Source organism: Pantoea vagans (assembly GCF_004792415.1).
GTDB lineage: Bacteria > Pseudomonadota > Gammaproteobacteria > Enterobacterales > Enterobacteriaceae > Pantoea > Pantoea vagans.
This window is the reverse complement of record NZ_CP038853.1, coordinates 3,783,927-3,804,306: the sequence shown is the minus strand read 5'-3', so window position 1 is coordinate 3,804,306 and position 20,380 is coordinate 3,783,927. Positions and strand designations below refer to the sequence as shown.

At 55.0% G+C, this 20,380-nt stretch carries 19 protein-coding genes; 13 read left to right on the top strand and 6 right to left on the bottom strand.

Going from position 1 to position 20,380, the window contains the following annotated elements; translation table 11 throughout:
- The first annotated feature begins 234 nt into the window (after positions 1 to 234).
- The 4 genes from EGO56_RS17810 (at position 235) to EGO56_RS17795 (ending at position 2,943) form a co-directional block, all read left to right on the top strand.
- The gene (locus EGO56_RS17810; RefSeq protein WP_135910414.1) at positions 235 to 849 is read left to right on the top strand and encodes a YitT family protein; all 615 of its coding nucleotides are present in this window, start codon (positions 235 to 237) and stop codon (positions 847 to 849) included.
- 36 nt (positions 850 to 885) lie between these two features.
- On the top strand, positions 886 to 2,079 hold the full coding sequence (locus tag EGO56_RS17805) for an amino acid aminotransferase (RefSeq protein ID WP_135910604.1): 1,194 nt from the start codon (positions 886 to 888) through the stop codon (positions 2,077 to 2,079).
- 121 nt (positions 2,080 to 2,200) lie between these two features.
- Positions 2,201 to 2,620, top strand: coding sequence for a secondary thiamine-phosphate synthase enzyme YjbQ (locus tag EGO56_RS17800; RefSeq protein WP_013359785.1), 420 nt, complete (start codon positions 2,201 to 2,203; stop codon positions 2,618 to 2,620).
- Positions 2,620 to 2,943 (top strand): MmcQ/YjbR family DNA-binding protein, encoded by a 324-nt coding sequence (locus EGO56_RS17795; protein ID WP_033734902.1) that lies wholly within the window; start codon positions 2,620 to 2,622, stop codon positions 2,941 to 2,943. Before EGO56_RS17800 ends, EGO56_RS17795 begins: the two co-directional genes overlap by 1 nt.
- A 52-nt stretch (positions 2,944 to 2,995) precedes the next feature.
- On the opposite strand, the gene EGO56_RS17790 is transcribed toward EGO56_RS17795, so the two are convergent.
- Both EGO56_RS17790 and uvrA read right to left on the bottom strand, forming a co-directional pair.
- Positions 2,996 to 4,060: an NAD(P)-dependent alcohol dehydrogenase gene (locus EGO56_RS17790; protein ID WP_135910413.1), complete on the bottom strand. Its 1,065-nt coding sequence runs from the start codon at positions 4,058 to 4,060 to the stop codon at positions 2,996 to 2,998.
- A gap of 233 nt (positions 4,061 to 4,293) precedes the next feature.
- Positions 4,294 to 7,122 (bottom strand): excinuclease ABC subunit UvrA, encoded by a 2,829-nt coding sequence (uvrA, locus tag EGO56_RS17785; RefSeq protein ID WP_135910412.1) that lies wholly within the window; start codon positions 7,120 to 7,122, stop codon positions 4,294 to 4,296.
- A gap of 225 nt (positions 7,123 to 7,347) precedes the next feature.
- Between uvrA and ssb1 the strand changes: the two genes are divergently transcribed.
- Positions 7,348 to 7,905 carry a single-stranded DNA-binding protein SSB1 gene (gene ssb1, locus EGO56_RS17780; protein WP_033734905.1) on the top strand — a complete coding sequence of 186 codons (558 nt, stop codon included), beginning with the start codon at positions 7,348 to 7,350 and terminating at the stop codon, positions 7,903 to 7,905.
- Positions 7,906 to 7,974: 69 nt separating this feature from the next.
- Here the strand turns inward: ssb1 and EGO56_RS17775 are convergent, their stop codons facing one another.
- Entirely contained in the window at positions 7,975 to 8,496 is a 522-nt protein-coding gene (locus tag EGO56_RS17775; RefSeq protein ID WP_098051782.1) for an isochorismatase family protein, read from the bottom strand.
- A gap of 119 nt (positions 8,497 to 8,615) precedes the next feature.
- On the opposite strand from EGO56_RS17775, the gene EGO56_RS17770 reads away from it, so the two are divergent.
- Both EGO56_RS17770 and EGO56_RS17765 read left to right on the top strand, forming a co-directional pair.
- Positions 8,616 to 9,443 (top strand): AraC family transcriptional regulator, encoded by an 828-nt coding sequence (locus EGO56_RS17770; protein WP_033734909.1) that lies wholly within the window; start codon positions 8,616 to 8,618, stop codon positions 9,441 to 9,443.
- A gap of 77 nt (positions 9,444 to 9,520) precedes the next feature.
- Positions 9,521 to 10,480, top strand: coding sequence for a DMT family transporter (locus tag EGO56_RS17765; protein WP_013359792.1), 960 nt, complete (start codon positions 9,521 to 9,523; stop codon positions 10,478 to 10,480).
- 923 nt (positions 10,481 to 11,403) lie between these two features.
- On the opposite strand, the gene EGO56_RS17760 is transcribed toward EGO56_RS17765, so the two are convergent.
- Positions 11,404 to 11,799 carry a transposase gene (locus EGO56_RS17760; RefSeq protein WP_013359793.1) on the bottom strand — a complete coding sequence of 132 codons (396 nt, stop codon included), beginning with the start codon at positions 11,797 to 11,799 and terminating at the stop codon, positions 11,404 to 11,406.
- A gap of 524 nt (positions 11,800 to 12,323) precedes the next feature.
- Here EGO56_RS17760 and EGO56_RS17755 point away from each other — a divergent pair.
- The gene (locus tag EGO56_RS17755; protein ID WP_013359794.1) at positions 12,324 to 13,580 is read left to right on the top strand and encodes an oligosaccharide flippase family protein; all 1,257 of its coding nucleotides are present in this window, start codon (positions 12,324 to 12,326) and stop codon (positions 13,578 to 13,580) included.
- Between the two features lie 8 nt (positions 13,581 to 13,588).
- The gene (locus EGO56_RS17750) at positions 13,589 to 14,539 is read left to right on the top strand and encodes an ATP-grasp fold amidoligase family protein (protein WP_013359795.1); all 951 of its coding nucleotides are present in this window, start codon (positions 13,589 to 13,591) and stop codon (positions 14,537 to 14,539) included.
- Between the two features lie 54 nt (positions 14,540 to 14,593).
- On the opposite strand, the gene EGO56_RS17745 is transcribed toward EGO56_RS17750, so the two are convergent.
- Together EGO56_RS17745 and soxS are read right to left on the bottom strand one after the other, a co-directional pair.
- Positions 14,594 to 14,875 carry a YjcB family protein gene (locus EGO56_RS17745; RefSeq protein WP_013359796.1) on the bottom strand — a complete coding sequence of 94 codons (282 nt, stop codon included), beginning with the start codon at positions 14,873 to 14,875 and terminating at the stop codon, positions 14,594 to 14,596.
- A 254-nt stretch (positions 14,876 to 15,129) separates the two neighbouring features.
- Positions 15,130 to 15,555 carry a superoxide response transcriptional regulator SoxS gene (soxS, locus tag EGO56_RS17740; protein ID WP_013359797.1) on the bottom strand — a complete coding sequence of 142 codons (426 nt, stop codon included), beginning with the start codon at positions 15,553 to 15,555 and terminating at the stop codon, positions 15,130 to 15,132.
- A 100-nt stretch (positions 15,556 to 15,655) separates the two neighbouring features.
- Here soxS and soxR point away from each other — a divergent pair, with 100 nt between their 5' ends.
- The 4 genes from soxR (at position 15,656) to EGO56_RS17720 (ending at position 20,350) form a co-directional block, all read left to right on the top strand.
- Positions 15,656 to 16,141, top strand: coding sequence for a redox-sensitive transcriptional activator SoxR (gene soxR, locus EGO56_RS17735; RefSeq protein WP_135910411.1), 486 nt, complete (start codon positions 15,656 to 15,658; stop codon positions 16,139 to 16,141).
- 39 nt (positions 16,142 to 16,180) lie between these two features.
- Positions 16,181 to 16,846 (top strand): glutathione S-transferase family protein, encoded by a 666-nt coding sequence (locus EGO56_RS17730; protein ID WP_135910603.1) that lies wholly within the window; start codon positions 16,181 to 16,183, stop codon positions 16,844 to 16,846.
- Positions 16,847 to 17,205: 359 nt separating this feature from the next.
- Positions 17,206 to 18,555 (top strand): NCS2 family permease, encoded by a 1,350-nt coding sequence (locus EGO56_RS17725; protein ID WP_013359800.1) that lies wholly within the window; start codon positions 17,206 to 17,208, stop codon positions 18,553 to 18,555.
- A 145-nt stretch (positions 18,556 to 18,700) separates the two neighbouring features.
- Positions 18,701 to 20,350 (top strand): Na+/H+ antiporter, encoded by a 1,650-nt coding sequence (locus tag EGO56_RS17720; RefSeq protein WP_013359801.1) that lies wholly within the window; start codon positions 18,701 to 18,703, stop codon positions 20,348 to 20,350.
- Positions 20,351 to 20,380: the final 30 nt, after the last annotated feature.

The following is a 20,380-nucleotide window of genomic DNA, read 5'->3' as shown; positions in this document are numbered from 1 at the left end:
CGTGCTGTGCGATTTTGGTGCACACTGGCGGCGGTTAATGCAAATAACGCGCATTTAAGATGGCTTTTGCGCATAGGTTGACGGCATCAGTCGAAATTTATGCATAAAGTTGTGTTTTAAAGCGCCTTAGATATCAACGGGATATCGCTGGCATCCACTTTACAGCAATTCAGTGCTGTGACGATGGTGCGTTTTTTGCATCGGAACCGCATCATTTGCACTGAGAAAACCCCCATGGATAACATCGCAGAACCCTCCCGCGTCCCGCATTCGCGCATTGAAGATGCGCTGGCGATGGTGCTCGGCACCCTGATGGTCTCGTTCGGCGTCATTATGCTGAAACAGGCCGGTGCGCTGACCGGCAGCACCGCAGGTATCGCCTTTCTGATCAGCTATCTCTCGCCGCTCTCGTTCGGCAGCGCGTTCTTCCTGATCAACATCCCGTTTTACTGGCTGGCGATTAAACGCATGGGCTGGGAATTTACCCTGAAAACCTTCTGCGCCGTCGGACTGGTGTCGCTCTTCACCCAACTGCACCCGCTGTTCGTCCACTTTTCTGACCTTAACCCCTTCTATGCGACACTGTTCGGTAACGTCATCATGGGAATCGGGTTTATAGTGTTATTTCGTCATAAGGCGAGCCTGGGCGGCATCAATATTCTGGCGCTGTGGCTACAGGATCGCTTTGGGATCCGCGCGGGTAAACTGCAGATGGCAGTCGATACCTGCGTCGTGCTGGCGTCACTGTTTGTGGTGAGTGGCCCCATCCTGCTCGCGTCGATTGCGGGTGCGGTGATCCTGAACCTGATTATTGCAATGAACCACCGTCCGGGACGCTATCGGGTTTAATCCGCCGCTTACGGACCAATCATGGAGACCTACACCGTGTTTCAAAACGTTGATGCCTATGCTGGCGATCCGATTCTGTCGTTGATGGAAGCTTTCAAACAAGACCCACGCGAACACAAAGTTAACCTGAGTATCGGGCTCTATTACGACGAACAGAACATTATCCCGCAGCTGAAGGCTGTAGCGGCTGCCGAAGAGCAGATCTATGCTGAGCCGCATCAGGCATCGCTCTATCTGCCAATGGAAGGACTGAACAGCTACCGTAGTGCGATTGCACCGCTGCTGTTTGGTGCCGATCATCCGGTGTTAAAGGCGGGCCGTATTGCGTCGATTCAGACCCTGGGTGGTTCTGGCGCGCTGAAAGTCGGCGCGGATTTCCTCAAGCGCTACTTCCCGCAGTCTGCCGTCTGGGTCAGCGATCCGACCTGGGAAAACCACATCGCGATTTTTAACGGTGCAGGTTTAGAGGTAAACACCTATCCCTGGTATGACGCCGAAACCCACGGTGTGCGGTTTGATGCCTTTATCAGCACCCTGAAAACCCTGCCCGCGCACAGCATCGTGTTGCTGCATCCCTGCTGTCATAACCCGACCGGCGCTGACCTGACTGATGCGCAGTGGGATCAGACCGTTGAGGTGCTGAAAGCACAGCAGCTGATTCCTTTCCTGGATATCGCCTATCAGGGCTTTGGTGCCGGTATGGAGCAGGATGCGTATGCCCTGCGCGCGGTCGCGGCGGCGGGCCTGCCTGCGCTGATCAGTAACTCCTTCTCCAAAATCTTCTCGCTCTATGGCGAGCGCGTAGGCGGTCTCTCTATCGTCTGTGACAGCGCCGAAGAGTCAGCACGCGTGCTGGGCCAGCTAAAAGCTACCGTTCGCCGTAACTACTCCAGCCCGCCGAATTTCGGTGCGCAGGTTGTCGCACGCGTCCTCAACGATGAGGTGCTGAAGGCCAGCTGGCTGGCTGAAGTGGAGGCGATGCGTCTGCGCATTCTCGCGATGCGCCAGTCGCTGGTGGACGTGCTGAGCACCGCGCTGCCAGGTAAAAACTTTGACTACCTACTGAAGCAGCGCGGCATGTTCAGCTACACCGGCCTGAGTGTGCAGCAGGTTGATCGCCTGCGTAACGAATTTGGCATCTATCTGGTGGGCAGCGGCCGCATGTGTGTGGCCGGGCTGAACAGCAAAAATGTGCATCAGGTAGCGGAAGCGTTTGCCGCCGTGATGTAACAGCCGCCAGGCTGTAAACAAGACCGCCAGGGTTTTCTCTGGCGGTTTTTTTATGGGTCAGGGTTTACCTTTCGGCGACATGCTGCACACTTAAACGGGATAACCGTTTCAGGAATAAGCTATGTGGCATCAACAAACTATAACGCTGAGTGCGAAGTCGCGTGGGTTTCATCTGGTCACCGATGAGGTCGTTAATTCGCTTTCCGGACTGCGTGATATCAAAACCGGACTGCTGCATCTGCTGTTGCAGCACACTTCGGCGTCGTTAACCTTAAACGAGAATTGCGACCCGACTGTGCGCAGCGACATGGAGCAGCATTTCATGCGGCACGTGCCGGAGAATGCGCCTTATCAGCACGACTACGAAGGACGTGATGATATGCCAGCGCACATCAAATCATCGACCTTAGGGGTTTCGTTGTTATTACCGGTTCAGCGGGGACGTCTGGTGCTGGGCACCTGGCAGGGTATCTGGCTGGGCGAGCATCGCATTGATGGCGGTGCCAGGCGGATTGTCGCCACTTTACAAGGGGAGTCGTAATGAATAACTCAGACTTACTGACCTATTGCATGAGCAAGCCGGGCGCGGAGCAGAGCGTCCACAATGACTGGAAGGCTACACAGATTAAAAGTAACGGCGTGCTGTTTGCAATGGTGCACGAGGTAAAAGGGCGGCCCGCCGTCTCGCTGAAATCGACGCCAGCGCTGGCCGAATTACTGCGCGAAGAGCACAGCGATATTATTCCCAGCGAGCATCTGAATAAGTCTCACTGGAGCACGCTGTTCCTCGACGGTTCGCTGAAAGATTCGCAGATCTACTATCTGGTCGATGCCTCATACCAGCAGGCGGCGGCGGCCCGTTAAACGGCAATAAAAAACCCTCTTACCTGAGCAGGAGGGTTTCAGATCAGACCGCTTACGCGGCAGACTGATCGCGCAGGGTGTTGATATCGATAACAAAGCGATACTTCACATCGCTTTTCAGCATGCGCTCATACGCTTCGTTGATCTGGTCCATCGCGATCAGCTCAATGTCTGACGTAATCCCGTGCTCGCCACAGAAATCGAGCATCTCCTGGGTTTCCGCGATGCCGCCAATCAGTGAGCCGGCGATGCTGCGACGTTTAAAGATCAGGTTAAAGACCTGCGGTGCCGGATGATCGTGCTCCGGTGCGCCCACCAGCGTCATGTTGCCATCCAGCTTCAGCAGGGTGATGAACGGATTGAGATCGTGCTGAGCCGCCACGGTGTTCAGGATGAAGTCAAAGCTGTTCGCGTGCTGCGCCATCTGCTCCGCATCTTTAGAAATCACCACTTCATCGGCACCCAGACGTTTGCCATCTTCAATTTTGGATGGCGAAGTGGTGAACAGCACCACATGTGCGCCCATGGCATGCGCAATCTTCACGCCCATATGGCCCAGGCCGCCTAAGCCTACGATACCCACTTTCTTGCCAGGACCGACATTCCAGTGACGCAGCGGCGAATAGGTGGTGATACCGGCACACAGCAGCGGTGCCACGCCCGCCAGCTCCAGGTTTTCCGGGATCCGCAGCACAAAGCTTTCATCAACCACCATCGACGTTGAGTAGCCGCCGTAGGTAATGGCGCCGGTTTCGCGATCTTCGCCGTTATAGGTGCCGACAAAGCCGTTTTCGCAGTACTGCTCCAGACCCTGCTGACAGCTCGGACAGCTGCGGCAGGAATCGACCATGCAGCCGACGCCAACCAGATCGCCGACTTTGTATTTCTGCGTCTGTGGACCAACAGCAGTTACGCGACCCACAATTTCATGCCCCGGAACGACGGGAAAAATGGTGTTTTTCCACTCATTACGGGCCTGATGCAGGTCTGAGTGGCAAACGCCACAGAACAGCACCTCAAGCTGAACGTCATGGGCGCGCAGCTCACGCGGCTTAAAATCGAACGGTGCCAGTTTGGATTTTGCATCCTGAGCAGCATACGCATGCGTAATATTCATGGTGTCTCCAGTTTCGATGTGTCGTGAGTGTTTTTTGATGATGTGCAGCAGCGTGGATGTGCTGCGAAAACAGGGCGACGCCAGGGGCGTGCCAAAGAGGAACCGCTTAAGGATAGTCAGCGTGAGAAAAAGCGTATATGCCTATACATGTCTGAATCTTGCCTGATTCTGCATTTTTCTGGCTGAATCGGCAGAGGATATTAAAAGGCCCGCACGCGGCGGGCCTGAGAGAATTACTTCTGTAACAGGGGCTTCAGGAAGCGCGCGGTGTGGGATTTCTCACACTCCGCCACGGTTTCTGGCGTACCTGCCACCAGGATTTCACCGCCGCCGCTGCCGCCTTCCGGACCAAGGTCGACAATCCAGTCTGCGGTTTTGACCACATCGAGGTTGTGCTCAATCACCACGATGGTGTTGCCCTGATCGCGCAGCTTATGCAGCACTTCCAGCAGCTGCTGGATATCGGCAAAGTGCAGGCCGGTGGTCGGCTCATCCAGAATGTAGAGCGTCTGACCGGTGCCACGCTTCGACAGCTCACGCGCCAGCTTCACACGCTGGGCTTCACCGCCGGAAAGGGTGGTGGCGGACTGACCGAGGCGGATGTAGGTGAGACCCACATCGATCAGCGTCTGCAGCTTACGCGCCAGCGCTGGCACGGCATCGAAGAACTCACGCGCCTCTTCGATCGTCATCTCCAGCACTTCGTGAATGCTCTTGCCTTTGTACTTCACTTCCAGCGTTTCACGGTTATAGCGTTTGCCTTTGCACTGGTCGCACGGCACATAAATGTCCGGCAGGAAGTGCATTTCGACTTTCAGCACGCCATCGCCCTGACAGGCTTCACAGCGTCCGCCCCGCACGTTGAAACTGAAGCGACCCGGATTGTAGCCGCGCGAACGCGCTTCCGGCACGCCCGCAAAGAGTTCACGCACCGGCGTGAAGATGCCGGTATACGTGGCCGGGTTGGAGCGTGGTGTACGACCAATCGGACTCTGGTCGATGTCGATCACTTTGTCGAAGTGCTCCAGGCCCGCCACGTCACGGTAAGGTGCCGGTTCGGCGATGGTCGCGCCGTTCAGCGCACGCTGAGCAATCGGGAACAGCGTATCGTTGATCAGGGTCGATTTACCCGAACCAGAAACACCGGTAATACAGGTGAACAGCCCGACCGGCAGCGTCAGCGTAACATCCTTAAGGTTGTTGCCGCGTGCGCCAGTAATCTTCAGTACTTTGGCCGGATCGCCTTTGACGCGCTCCTCTGGCACCACAATGCCACGCTTGCCGCTCAGGTACTGACCGGTCAGCGATTCTTCCTGCGCCATAATCTGATCAACGGTGCCTTCCGCGACCACCTGACCGCCGTGTACGCCTGCACCCGGACCGATGTCGATCACGTGGTCTGCGGCACGAATCGCATCTTCATCATGCTCAACCACGATCACGGTGTTGCCGAGGTCGCGCAGATGAATCAGGGTGCCGAGCAGCCGTTCGTTGTCACGCTGGTGCAGGCCAATAGAAGGCTCATCCAGCACATACATCACGCCGACCAGACCGGCACCGATCTGGCTGGCCAGACGGATACGCTGTGCTTCCCCCCCGGACAGGGTTTCTGCAGAGCGTGACATCGACAGATAGTTCAGGCCGACGTTGACCAGAAAGCTCAGGCGATCGCCAATCTCTTTCAAAATTTTCTCGGCGATCTGCGCACGCTGGCCGCTCAGTTTCATGTTTTCAAAGAAGGACATCGCATGGCCGATGCTCATCTCAGAGATGGTCGGCAGCGTGGTGTTCTCCACGAAGACGTGGCGCGCTTCACGACGCAGACGGGTGCCTTCGCAGCTGGCACAGGCGCGGTTGCTGATAAACTTCGCCAGCTCTTCGCGAACCGCAGAGGATTCCGTCTCTTTATAGCGGCGCTCCATGTTATTGAGCACGCCTTCAAACGGATGACGACGAACGGACGTATCGCCGCGATCGTTGATGTACTTAAATTCGATGCTCTCTTTGCCTGAACCGTACAGAATCACTTTCTGCACGTTGTCTGGCAGGCTGCCGAACGACGCTTCGATATCAAAATCGAGGTGTTCCGCCAGCGAACGCAGCATCTGGAAGTAGTAGAAGTTGCGGCGATCCCAGCCGCGAATGGCGCCGCCCGCCAGCGAAAGCTCGGGATTCTGCACGACGCGGTCAGGATCAAAATATTGCTGTACGCCCAGGCCGTCACAGGTTGGGCAGGCGCCCGCCGGGTTGTTAAACGAGAACAGGCGCGGTTCCAGCTCGCTCATGCTGTAACCACAAATCGGACAGGCGAAGTTAGCCGAGAAAAGCAGCTCTTCGGAGTCGCTGTCATCCATATCCGCCACGATAGCCGTGCCGCCAGAAAGCTCCAGCGTGGTTTCAAACGACTCCGCCAGACGGGTTGCCAGGTCTTCACGCACTTTAAAGCGGTCAATGACCACCTCAATGGTGTGCTTCTTCTGCAGCTCAAGCTTCGGCGGATCGGAGAGGTCACACACTTCGCCATCGATACGCGCACGGATGTAGCCCTGCGTCGCCAGATTCTCCAGCGTCTTGGTGTGCTCACCCTTACGATCTTTCACCACCGGGGCCAGCAGCATCAGGCGACGACCTTCCGGCTGCGAGAGCACCTGATCCACCATCTGGCTCACGGTCTGCGCCGCCAGCGGCACATCATGATCCGGGCAGCGCGGTTCGCCTACGCGGGCAAACAGCAGACGCAGGTAGTCATGAATCTCTGTGATGGTTCCCACCGTCGAGCGTGGGTTGTGCGAGGTGGATTTCTGCTCAATGGAAATGGCGGGCGACAAACCTTCGATATGATCGACGTCCGGCTTCTCCATTAACGAAAGAAACTGGCGCGCATACGCAGAGAGCGACTCCACATAGCGGCGCTGACCTTCCGCATACAGCGTATCAAACGCCAGTGAGGATTTACCGGACCCTGACAGGCCGGTTACCACAATGAGTTTGTCGCGTGGGATGGTCAGGTTGATGTTTTTCAAATTATGGGTGCGGGCACCACGAACTTCGATCTTATCCATTCACCTTTCCCGGATTAGCTGCACTCACCGTGCCTTGCCGACACGGCCAGAATAAACGTGTCATTATGGCACAAAAAATAGACTGAATATATATCCAGTACTCTCGGGCCTGGAAGCGGAGAGGGATTAAAACTGGAACCCCGCTCGAAAGTGGGAAACAGTCCGCAGGACGTGTTAGAATTGATAGATTAGACTGTATGCATTAACTCATCGGGAGACAGCAACATGGCCAGTCGTGGCGTTAACAAAGTGATTCTTGTCGGGAATCTGGGTCAGGATCCGGAAGTACGTTACATGCCAAATGGTGGCGCGGTTGCCAACATTACGCTGGCTACGTCGGAAAGCTGGCGCGACAAGCAGACCGGTGAAAACAAAGAGATCACTGAATGGCACCGTGTGGTGCTGTTTGGCAAACTGGCTGAAGTCGCAGGCGAATACCTGAAAAAAGGATCGCAGGTCTACATCGAAGGTCAGCTGCGTACCCGTAAATGGCAGGATCAGGGCGGCCAGGAACGTTACACCACCGAAGTCGTGGTTAACGTTGGCGGCACCATGCAGATGCTGGGTGGTCGTCAGCAGGGCGGCAACGCGGGTGCACCAGCAGGTGGCGGCGCGCAGGGCGGTGGCAACAACAATGGCTGGGGTCAGCCGCAGCAGCCGCAGGGCAACAACAACCAGTTCAGTGGCGGCGCGCAGTCCCGTCCGCAGCAGCAGCCACAGAGCGCACCGGCCAGCAACAACAACGAACCTCCAATGGATTTCGACGACGACATTCCATTCTGATTCCGCTGGACAGACAGTGCAAAAAAGCCCGCTTATGCGGGCTTTTTTATGCGCGGCTTTCGCGGGCGGTTATGACCATTCCGCCACAATCTGATCTGTGCTCAATACGCGAGGTACGTGGCCGGGAATCGACAATGAGGACCAGACCTCATTGTGCTGGTTTATCAACGCTTCAGCGCTGACCCAGCGACGATCGGCGGTAGTATGCGCATCAGCAGCCACGGTAATGGCATAGCCCGCACTGGCACCCACTTTTATGGTGGTATCCAGACAGTAGTCAGTGGCACAACCGCACGCCACAAACTCTTCCACCGCCAGCTTCTTTAACAGCGCGGCCAGCTCAGTCTGCCAGAAGCTGTCACAGGCGGTTTTTGTCACGTAATGCGCGCCAGCAGGCTGAACCAGTTCCGGCAGCAGATTAAAAGCCTCATTCCCCTCGCACATCGCGCCTTCGCGGTGCTGGATAAAAATCGTGATATCGGCGCGTTCAGTCAGCCGGTTAATCTGCGCCACCCGTCCCGCCTGGTCGAAGCGCGGCGAGCTGAAGACCCCATTCTGCATATCGATAACCACTGCCACACGCTGTGCCATGCTTAACCCCATCCGTCTGAAAAAAACAGTGTTACCTGTGGCATTGCGGATAGCAATCTTTTGCATTTCAGACCCGGTCACAGGCATGCTTGGCAGACTGGTTAAATAAGGAGAGAGAAGTGGACGGTGTTCCGGCAAGTTTCCCCTGTGAGAAAGATCGCGCCCGGTTCCGGCAACTCGCAGAGCTGCCCGGTGTGGAACTCTATCAGGCCCACATCTCCCGCTACGCCTTTGAACCCCATACCCACGAAGCCTTTGGGATCGGCACCATTGAAGCGGGCGCACAGCGCTTTCGCTATCGCGGCACCGAATATACTGCGCCGGAGAACTCGCTGGTCATGATGAACCCGGATGAGCTGCACACGGGTGAATCAGCGTGCGAAGAGGGCTGGCGCTATCAGATGATCTACATTCAGCCGCAGCTGATGGATGAACTGACCGGCGACCGCGGCTGGTGGTTTAACGAGGCGCTGCTGACCGATCCGCGCGTGGCGCAGCCGCTCTCCCGCCTGCTTGCCGCACTCTGGCAGGCAGAGTCTGAACTGGCGCGCCAGAGCCTGATTGCTGAGCTGCTGCTGCAAATCCGTCCGCTGGCGCGTATGTCTTCACAGAGCAGACCCGATGCCCGGCATCGTTTCGACCAGGTCAGAGATTTTCTGCGCGCAAACCTCGCAGAACCGGTGCGGCTGGAGGAGCTGGCGGCGCTGGCTTCACTCTCGCCGTGGCACTTCTTACGTGCCTTTCGCCAGCACTATCACGTTACGCCGCATCAGATGCTGATGGCTTTCCGGCTCTATGACGCCAAGCAAAGGCTGGCGCAGGGTGAAGCGGCCGCCAGCGTCGCGGCGGCGGTGGGATTGACCGATCAGGCTCATCTTACCCGCGCCTTTGCTCACCGTTATGGCATCACGCCGGGCCGCTATCAAAAGCAGGTTCGCCAGCCCTGATACCACCGCAATCTGCTACAAGCATTTCCCGCCCGAACCCGCCACACTCTGCCAAAAGTCTGTATAAGGAAGAAATCATGTTTGCGGGAATTATGTTTGCCGTCACCGCCGGACTGATGTGGGGGCTAATCTTTGTCGGGCCGCTGCTGGTGCCGGACTATCCTGGCGCGCTGCAATCAGCGGGACGTTACGTGGCGTTTGGATTGATTGCGCTGCCGCTGGCCTGGCACAGCCGTCGTCGTCTGCGTCAGCTGTCACGCGCTGACTGGCTTGAGGCCGTAAAGCTCTCGCTGGTGGGAAACCTCTTCTACTATGCGTTTCTGGCGAACGCCATTCAGCGTACCGGCGGGCCGGTCTCCACCATGATTATCGGCACGCTGCCGGTGGTGATCGCCGTCACGGCTAATCTCTGTTATGGCCATCTTGAAGGGCGGCTGCCGTGGCGGCGGTTGTTCCCGGCACTGGTCATGATGGCGGCTGGCTTGCTTTGCGTGAACGCGGCGGAGCTGCAGAGTCAGGGCGCCACGCTGGATCTCAGTCGTTATCTGACCGGTATCGTGCTGGCACTATTGGCTGTGGTCTGCTGGACCTGGTATCCGCTGCGTAATGCCCGCTGGCTGCGTACGCATCCCGAACTGCGCCCCTCAACCTGGGCTACCGCGCAGGGGCTGGTGACGCTGCCGATGGCACTGATCCTGTACGCGCTGGTCAGCGTTCAGCTCGCCTGGCAGCAGCCCGATTTTTCGCTGCCGTTCGGGCCGCGCCCCATGGTATTCATCGCATTGATGCTGACGATTGGCCTGCTCTGTTCCTGGCTGGGTACCTTATGCTGGAATGCTGCCAGCCAGCGTCTGCCTACCGTACTGATGGGGCCGCTGATCGTTTTCGAGATACTCTTTGGCCTGTTATGGACTTTTCTCTGGTATCAACGCTGGCCGCCGCAGCTCACTCTGATGGGCATTGTTTGTCTGATGGCGGGTGTGATCTGGGCAATGCGCATCAAACCGCAACCCCAGGTCGTCGCGATTAAAGAGTAAACCGTAAAGCTCACCTGAATGCCTTTACCGCGCGGACAACACGCCGCGCGGCTTTTTAAGATTAAACCCTATCCTGATTTGCTCGCTCTCCGGCAGATTTATACCGCGAAATCGATTTCAGGGTTCCGCACTGTTGTCCGGTATCCCCTGATAACCTCCTTCATCCTCCCTTTGTCAGTAAAAAAACGGCCCTTTCTGGCGGCTGAAAGTGGCCTGTTCCAGCGCTGGCAACCGCTCACTGGTCAGATATCGGTCATTAATCAGGAAAAATAGCGCAGCATTATGGACGTTACGCTTTTATCCACTGCTGTTTATTGCGTTATGGACCTGAGAAAAGGGGACTAAAAACCACCATTAACTTCACTCAGTGATAAATGAGTAAGAGAATTCCGCCGCTGCGTTAATAATTAAAGATTAATCTCTGGCATCAATGATGCGCAATGAAGAGAGTGAAAAGAAAGACCCATAACGTTAGTGATAAGGAGCAATAAACTATTTAACCCGGATTAATCCTGGAGAAAGTTAATGCAATAAACCCATCATCGGGAATTAAAGCGCAGCCGCAAAATTTCAGGCAGGTCCACCATTAACTCAAATTTACGGTGATGAATATTTGTGCGATGTTTAAAGCGGCTTAATGATATTGAGACGATTTAGTTCCGACGATTAGCAGGGCTAAACTAAAAAAGGGAAGGCCCAATCTCGCGTAAACGAGATTGGGAGGGGAAGATAAGGCGTGGAATGCGAGACTTTTGCTGTTGTGAATCAATTTTACCGCAAAAAAAGAAGCTTAGCCGTGAAGCCATTCATTAGTTATAAATGGAGCGGAAAAGGGTGCCGCAATTGTCCTGTTAAATGATCTTCATCTCTTCTGGTAAGAACAAATCTCAGCGTTAAGTCTAAAAAGCGCGGTAGCATTAGGTTTAGCGATTCTCCGTGCCTGACGGATAGTGGTATACGCTGCGGCTGATATCTAATAAGCGGCAGCTGCGACGGGTGCCAATGTCGAAGGTGGTCTGCAGGAAATCCACAGCCTGTCGTTTTTCATTAGTCGTAAAGAAGTGCTTCAGAACGCTCTGCAGCATCTCTTTGTCCGAGTTGAGCGTCTGCAGTTCACGTGTGACATTCTGCAGTTTTTCTTCCAGCTCCTTGATTTTTCTGCCTTCTTCCGAAGACAACCCAGAAAACTTCTTTTTCCAGCTATAGAACGTGGCTTCAGAGATGCCTAACTCTTCACAAATCTCTCTGACTTTCACGCCCGATTCAGAAGCTTTAATGGCATTTGTGATTTGATCTTCGCTGTATCGTGACTTTCTCATAAATGCTCTTACCTTTCTTATCGATTAATGGATGAGAATGACTTTAATAATTTCTGGCACTGTAAGATTTTATTAAGGCAGTATTAAAGTGCGCGAATTGAATTGCGAAGCCTAAATTAAGATATTTAGAAGAAATATCATCATGGGATAAATCTTATTTTATTCTTATCCGGGGAGCGTGCCTTCCTGGAGGCGGGTTTTTGTTATAAATTCATCGCATCCAAAATACGAAAAAATTCTACGTACACTGGATATTTAGCTTCGCCGACTTGATTAATATGCCGGTATAGCTCTTTAAGGTTGTTTTATTTTCAGCCTGAAATCGTTTCCATCAGAAGTGATTCGCGCCATTTATAATAAGAATTATCCTGAATTCACTCTCCGGATCATGATTTACATCTCAATTTTCGGACCAGTTTGGTCTGAAGTCTTACATTTTCGCCAGGCCCACTGAGCGCTTATTAATTCGTTACAGGGATGTTGTACCGAAGCGGTTGTAGTTGAGTAATACTAAGGAAGAGTCGATGAAATTGAGCGTAATGTCTAATGCCGCCTGGATGATGTCTGAGAAGATCATCTCCGTTTTTGGCGTCATTTTTGTGACGTCTTACGTGGCTAAATCCTTTGGTCCAACGGTGTTTGGCCAGATGGCGTTTTCTACTTCACTATTTGCCATGGTGCAAACCGTCGCAATCTTTGGCACCGAAACCATTCTGTTTAAGCGCGTCAGCAAAAATGCGTCGAAAGGCCTGCGCCTGATGACCATCGCCCGTACGCTGCGCATGGTGCTATTACTGGTCACGTCGGTGCCAGTCTTAATTTGGGTCTGGTACAACATGCAGGAAAACTTCCTGGCGTTTGCACTGGCCTCATTTGTTGCCTCAGTTTTTGTCACCCAGGACACCTTCAGCGTTTATAACAACGCGCGTCTTGCTTCGCGTCTTAACACCATCGCTAACGCTGTGGGCATGCTGCTGAGCTTCGGCATCAGCTTTACCGTCGCCTGGCTGCGTCTTAATCCGCTCTGGCTGACGCTGTCGATTGTTGCCGTGACGCTGGTGCCTTACCTGATCAAGCGCCACAACTTCTATCAGGACCATCAGGATCAGATGCCGCCGCGCGAAAAGCGCACCGCCTATCTGCGCTATCTGATGTATGCCGGTCTGCCGCTGGCGATCTCCAGCATCTTTATCTCGGTGCAGGTCAAAGCAGCGCAGATGTTTCTGGCAGGTACGGCACCTGCGCGCGACCTCGGTCTGTTTGCGGCGGCAAATACCATTTCCGCCTCCTGGATTTTTATCCCGGTTGCGCTGATCACCTCCTGCTTCACTGAAATCTTCAGGGAGCGCGGCGAGGTGGCTATTAAGCTGGCTGCCCGGCTCAATGGCTACGTTATGGCAGTTTCATTGCTGATGCTGCTGGTCATTTCGCTTTACGGCGAGCAGATCATCATTGCGTTGTACGGACCGGAATACACACAGTCAGGAAGTCTCATTACGTTGCTGTCGATAGCGACCAGCTTTTCGGCAATGGGGACCGTAGCGTATCGCTACATGGTCAAAGAGGGAGGATTTAACTACTTGCTGAGGAAAATCATCTGCCTGATGGTCATCAGTCTGCCGCTCTCCTGGTGGTTGATCCAGGGTCACGGCATCATGGGGGCCGCGTGGAGCGTTTTCCTTTCAGAACTTTTGTCCCTGACCGTAATGAATTACTTCTTTAAAAACGGCGTCATTCAAAAGATTCAGGTTTCCTCACTCAACTACAAAACATACAAATGAGGTCAGATATGCTCAAGTTGAAAGAAGAACTCAGAAAAAGTGTGCAGTACTTTATCAAGAAGATGCCCTGGGCTTATCAGGACCGCATCTACTACTTCCATAAGTTCAGAAAGCTGCCCAATCTGCGTCAGCCAAAAGTGTTCAACGAGAAGGTGTTGTACCGTAAGTTTATCTTCGGCGATTACCAGAACTACGGTCGTCTGTCAGATAAATACTCGGTGCGCGAATTCATTGCTGAAAAAATCGGTAATGAATACCTGATCCCGCTGGTACACGAAACCACTGACCCGACCACGCTGAACAGCCTGCCTTGCTGGAAGGGAACGGTGATCAAGCCGAACCACGCTTCCAACATGGTAGAAATTCTGCTGGAAGAGCCGGACGCGTTGCGCAAGCAGCAGATCATTCATGACTGCTATCGGTGGCTGAAGACCGATTTCGCCAACGAAGCGCGTGAGATTCACTATCGCTACATCAAGCCACGCATCCTGGTTGAGAAGTACATTGGTGATGGCAAAAGCGCGCCGATCGATTACAAGTTCCATATGTTCAACAAGCGTGATGGCCGGTTCGAATATGTGCTGCAGGTAATCTACAACCGCTGTCAGCCGCTGCTGTCGATGAATTTCTACGTGAATAACCTCAATGAGGCCTATCACAAAATTCGCGACACCGGTCTGGATGTTTCGCCGATTATGCCGTCGCTGGAACATGCGCTCGAACTGAGCAAAAAGCTGGCCAGTGATTTCGACTACGTGCGTGTGGACTGGTATATCCATGACGAGCATATCTACTTTGGCGAACTGACCTTCACCCCAGGTGCAGGGCTGGTTACCGGATTGGATCGTGGTTTAAACCAGATGATGGGAGATATGTGGATTCAGGACCGCCGCGGAACGCAGAGCCCGGGCGTTACAGTGCAGGATGTTAATATCCCTGCCATGTTGAAGAAAATTTAAGTTCACACAGCAATATAAAAAACCCCGCTAAGCGGGGTTTTTTATGCGTAAAAATCAGGGCATCGGCCAGTCAGCAGGCGCCTGGCTCATCGCATCAATAAAGGCGTGCTTTGAGATTTCCACGAAGTTATGCACGTTTTCCATGCTCAGGGTAATGCCCATCAGACCGGTAACAAACCAGCAGGTCATGCCTAAACCAATCCCGCCACACATAAAGGCCATCACGTGACGGCTGTCCTGACGAAGTTTGGTTTTCAGGGTGCTGGCAAAAAACATCATGATTGCGCTCAGCAGCTCCCAACGCATAACAAGAAAACTGGCGGTTAACGTAGCCATCGGCCGGACCTCAATATCAGTAAGTATTCCTGACAATCTGCGGACATCACCGGCGACAAAAAAGTGTGTCAGGTAGGACTTTTTTGCCGTCAACCCAGGTTCAAAGTGTGACTTGGGTCACATTATATCACCCGATTTTAAATTTTGAACAAAATTTGACTCTTGTATGGTAGTGGCGTGCAGAAAAAGTGAGCAGCAGAAGAAGAACGGCGGGGAAATCAGGCAGATGCGCCCTGAGCGGGCGCAGCAAAGAATTAACGGACCGGGCAGCACTCACCGGTGGTGCGCTGGGTAAAACTGGTGATGCCGTCGTTACAGCCAAAACTCAGCAGACGAGGGCGCTGAATCGCCTGGCGGCGCATGGTGTGACGGTAAGCGGTCGGGGTCTGTGAAAACTGACGACGAAACACCCTGGAGAAGGTCTGCTGCGAGTCATAGCCATATTGCATCGCGATATCAAACACCGGACGCTGTGTCTGCGATAGTGCTTCTGCGGCCAGCGTCAGGCGGCGCTCACGAATATAGCCACCCAGCGTCTGTTTCGTCACGGAACGGAACATACGCTGCAGGTGCCATTTCGAATAGCCTGATTTTGCCGCAACCTCATCAATCGACAGGCTCTTATCGAGGTTCTGGTCAATCCAGTCCGTCAGGGAATGAATGATCTCTTCTTGCATCATGGCCTCATCCTTCTGGTGCTTAATAAGGGGTAATAGGAGTTTAGGGGTTTCAATGGAGAAGGAGTATAATTCCTCAAGTTAACTTGAGGTAAAGGGTCTGATGAAAAAAGAACGCAACTATCCAAAACCGGTTTTAACACCCGGTGAAGTGGCGCGCCGCAGCGGTGTGGCGGTCTCGGCGCTGCACTTTTATGAAACCAAAGGCCTCATTTTCAGCACCCGTAACAGCGGTAATCAGCGCCGATACAGCCGCGACGTGCTGCGACGCGTGGCGATCATCAAGATTGCTCAGCGCATTGGCATCCCGCTGGCGACAGTCGGTGACAGTCTCGACCACATTCCGCCCGATAAGCGCATGTCGACGACGGAATGGGATGCGCTGACCCGGCACTGGCGCGAAGAGCTGGATAAGCGTATTGAAACCCTGACTCGCCTGCGCAATGACCTGGATGGCTGTATCGGCTGCGGCTGCCTGTCGATGCGCGACTGTCCGCTGCGCAATCCTGGCGACCGGCTGGGTCAGCAGGGCTCGGGTGCAGTGCTGCTTGATCCGGAACAGGATGATAAACATCCGCCTGTGGAGTGACGTCTATACTTGGTGAAGGTCAACACACAGGGAATCATGATGATCACCGTTCACCATCTTGAGAAATCGCGCTCGCATCGGGTGCTGTGGCTGCTGGAAGAGCTGGAAGTGCCGTACCAGATTAAACACTATCAACGCGAACCCACCATGCTGGCCCCGGAGGCGCTGAAAAAAGTGCATCCACTGGGAAAATCGCCGGTCATTACTGACGGAAACCAGGTGGTAGCTGAATCGGGTGCCATTCTCGAATACCTTGAAGAGAAATATGATCGCGAATTCCGGCTGAAAGTGAGTGATGAGGCGTCACGGTTACAGTGCCGCTACTGGCTGCACTATGCTGAAGGATCACTGATGCCGCTGCTGGTAATGAAGCTGATCTTCGGGCAGATGGGCAAAGCGCCGGTGCCGTGGCTGCTGCGTCCGGTCGGCGCGGCATTTGGCAAAGGGGTGCAGAAGGCGTTCCTGGATAAACAGCTTAAGCCGCACAGGCAGATGATCGAACAGCATCTGGCGACGCATCCCTGGTTTGCCGGTGAGCGTTTCACCATTGCGGATATCCAGATGAGCTTTCCGCTGCTGGCACTGGCGCGCCGTGCCGGACTCGATCAGATGCCCGCCACTGAGAAATGGTTGCAGACAGTGCAGCAGCGCGCCGCCTGGCAGCGCGCGATTGCGCAGGGCGGCGAGCTTTCGCTGCCAGGTTAATCGTCTCTCTCCACCGGCGCGTCCTGTGCGATCACCGCTGCGCCGGTGCAAATCCTCTCTTTATATGACATTAAGTTTATGGCCTCAGCGTTTCAGACTGGCTTCCGCCGGGTCTCTGCCAGCCTGTTACGCCCAATCTTTATGCCAAAGAATCTCCCTCTTAGAGTTGAAAACGTGGCGCTAAACGCCGGATAATCGCATGCCTTTTTATCTGGCCGCTTTTGACGGCTAATTATCTGCGGCAAGGTAAACGTTTGCCTGGCGGGTTAATCCCGACAGTGACGCCGTTTACCCGCTTATTCCAGGGACAGCGATGGTCGCAGAGCGATCCACACAACAAAAATTTTTGAGGCTCAACTATGTCAACTGAATCACGCCCGGCCAGTGGAAAACTGGACGCCTGGTTCTCGATCTCGGCGCGTGGCAGCAGCGTGCGTCAGGAAATTCTGGCCGGACTCACCACCTTCCTGGCGATGGTTTACTCCGTCATCGTGGTACCGGGGATGCTGGGCAAAGCCGGTTTCTCTCCCTCCGCCGTGTTTGTCGCCACCTGTCTGGTCGCCAGCTTTGGTTCCATCCTTATGGGACTGTGGGCCAACCTGCCGATGGCGATTGGCTGTGCGATCTCCCTAACCGCCTTTACCGCTTTCAGTCTGGTGCTGGGTCAACATATCAGCGTGCCGGTGGCGCTGGGCGCAGTGTTCCTGATGGGCCTGCTGTTTACGCTGATCTCCGTGACCGGCATTCGTGCCTGGATTTTGCGTAACCTGCCGATGGGCGTGGCGCACGGCACCGGCGTCGGGATTGGCCTGTTTCTGCTGCTTATCGCCGCTGATGGCGTGGGTCTGGTGGTAAAAAACCCGGCTCCGGGCCTGCCGGTGGCGCTGGGTCACTTCACCACTTTCCCGGTGATGATGACGCTGCTGGGACTGGCCGCGATTATCGGACTGGAGAAGCGCCGGGTACCGGGCGGCATCCTGCTGACCATTATCGCTATTTCGCTGCTCGGCCTGATCTTTGACCCGTCGGTGACATATCAGGGACTGTTTGCCCTGCCGAGCCTGCGTGACGCCAGCGGTCAGTCGCTGCTGTTCAGCCTCGACATCATGGGCGCGATGCAGCCTGTGGTGCTGCCCAGCGTGCTGGCACTGGTGATGACGGCGGTCTTTGACGCCACCGGCACCATCCGCGCGGTCGCAGGGCAGGCTAACCTGCTGGATAAACAGGGCCAGATTATCAATGGCGGTCGTGCGCTGACCAGCGACTCTGTCAGCAGCCTGTTCGCAGGTCTGGTAGGCGCATCACCGGCGGCGGTCTACATCGAATCGGCGGCCGGCACGGCGGCGGGCGGTAAAACCGGCCTCACCGCGATTGTGGTGGGCCTGCTGTTCCTCGCCATCCTGTTTATGTCGCCGCTGGCTTATCTGGTTCCCGCTTACGCGACTGCGCCTGCACTTATGTATGTCGGTCTGCTGATGCTCAGTAACGTGGCGAAAGTCGACTTCGGTGATTTTGTCGATGCGATGTCGGGCCTGCTCACGGCGGTGATCATCGTGCTTACCTGCAACATCGTGACCGGCATCATGATCGGTTTCGCCAGCCTGGTAGTGGGGCGTCTCTTCGCCGGAGAATGGCGTAAGCTCAACGTCGGCACCGTGATCATTGCCGTCGCGCTGGTGGCGTTTTACGCCGGTGGCTGGGCGATCTGACTGTATAACCGGGCGTGCGACTGCGCGCCCGGAATTTTTCACTTTTTTCCCGCCCGGCGCACGCGTAGCTGACAACCTTCACCGCCGTTTGTTTTACACTTTAGCGCTTAACCAATGATTGAAAGAAACGACGCCTAAGGAAAGCATGGAAATCTTTTTTACTATTCTCATCATGACGCTGGTCGTGTCGCTCTCTGGCGTCGCGGCCCGCATTCTCCCTTTTCAGATCCCGTTGCCGCTGGTACAGATCGCCGTAGGTGCGATGCTGGCCTGGCCCACGTTTGGTCTGCATGTCGACTTTGATCCGGAGCTGTTTCTGGTGCTGTTCATCCCGCCGCTGCTTTTCGCAGATGGCTGGAAAACGCCGATCAGTGAGTTCCTGCATCATGGTCGCGAGATCATCGGCTTAGCACTGGCGCTGGTGCTGATTACCGTGATCGGTATCGGCTATCTGATCTACTGGATGGTGCCGGGTATCCCGCTGATCCCGGCCTTTGCGCTGGCGGCGGTGCTGTCGCCGACCGATGCCGTGGCGCTCTCCGGCATCGTCGGTGAAGGCCGCATTCCCAAGAAGATTATGTCGATCGTACAGGGTGAAGCCCTGATGAACGATGCATCGGGCCTGGTATCACTGAAGTTTGCCGTGGCCGTGGCCATGGGCACCATGGTGTTTACCTGGGGCGGAGCCAGCGTTGAGTTCATGAAAGTCGCCATTGGCGGCCTGATTGCCGGTGTAGCCATCTGCTGGCTGTATGGTAAATCACTGCGCCTGTTCAGCCGCTGGAGCGGGGATGACCCGGCGACCCAGACCGTGCTGCTGCTGCTGCTGCCGTTCGCTTCTTACCTGATCGCTGAACATCTGGGTGTCTCGGGTATCCTGGCGGCTGTCGCGGCCGGTATGACCATCACCCGTTCCGGTATTATTCGTCAGGCACCGCTGGCGATGCGCCTGCGTGCTAACAGCGTCTGGCAGATGCTGGAATTCATCTTCAACGGCATGGTCTTCCTGATGCTGGGCCTGCAGCTGCCGGACATTCTGCAGACCTCAATCGACCAGGCGCAGGCCGATACTAACGTCGAGCTGTGGATGTTGTTCGCCGATATCGGGCTGGTCTATGCCGCGCTGATGCTGGTGCGTTTTGGCTGGCTGTGGATCATGCAGCGTCTGAGCAAACGTCTGTTGAAGAAGAAGCCGCTGGAGTTCGCTAACTACTCGCTGCGTGAGCTGTTGATCGCCACGTTTGCCGGGGTGCGCGGTGCGATTACCCTGGCCGGTGTGCTGTCAATTCCACTGTACCTCACCACGGGTGATCCCTTCCCGGCGCGCTATGAGCTGGTGTTTATCGCCACCGGCGTGATTCTGGTCTCGCTGCTGGTAGGGGTCGTGATCCTGCCGATTCTGCTGCGCGGCATTGATAGCATCGATAAAGGTGCCCATCGCCGTGAGCTGCAGAATGCCCGTGCGGTGATGGCGGGTGCTGCCATTGAGAGCCTGCATAAGATGGAAGATCGGCTGGAGAATGAGTCGGAAGAGAACATCGATCCGGAACTGCTGAAAGAGGTCAGTCTGCGCGTGATTGGCAACTTACGCCGTCGCGCCGAAGGGAAAAATGATCTTGAGCATGCGCTGTACGCTGAGAACCTTGAGCGTCGCTTCCGCCTGACCGGGCTGCGTGCCGAACGCGCAGAGGTCTATCATCTGCGTGCTACTCAACAGATCTCCAATGAGACGATGCAGACGTTACTGCACGACCTGGATCTGCTGGAGGCGTTGCTGATCGAAAAAGAAGAGTAAGCCCTGACCGGCACGCCTGTGGATTCATGC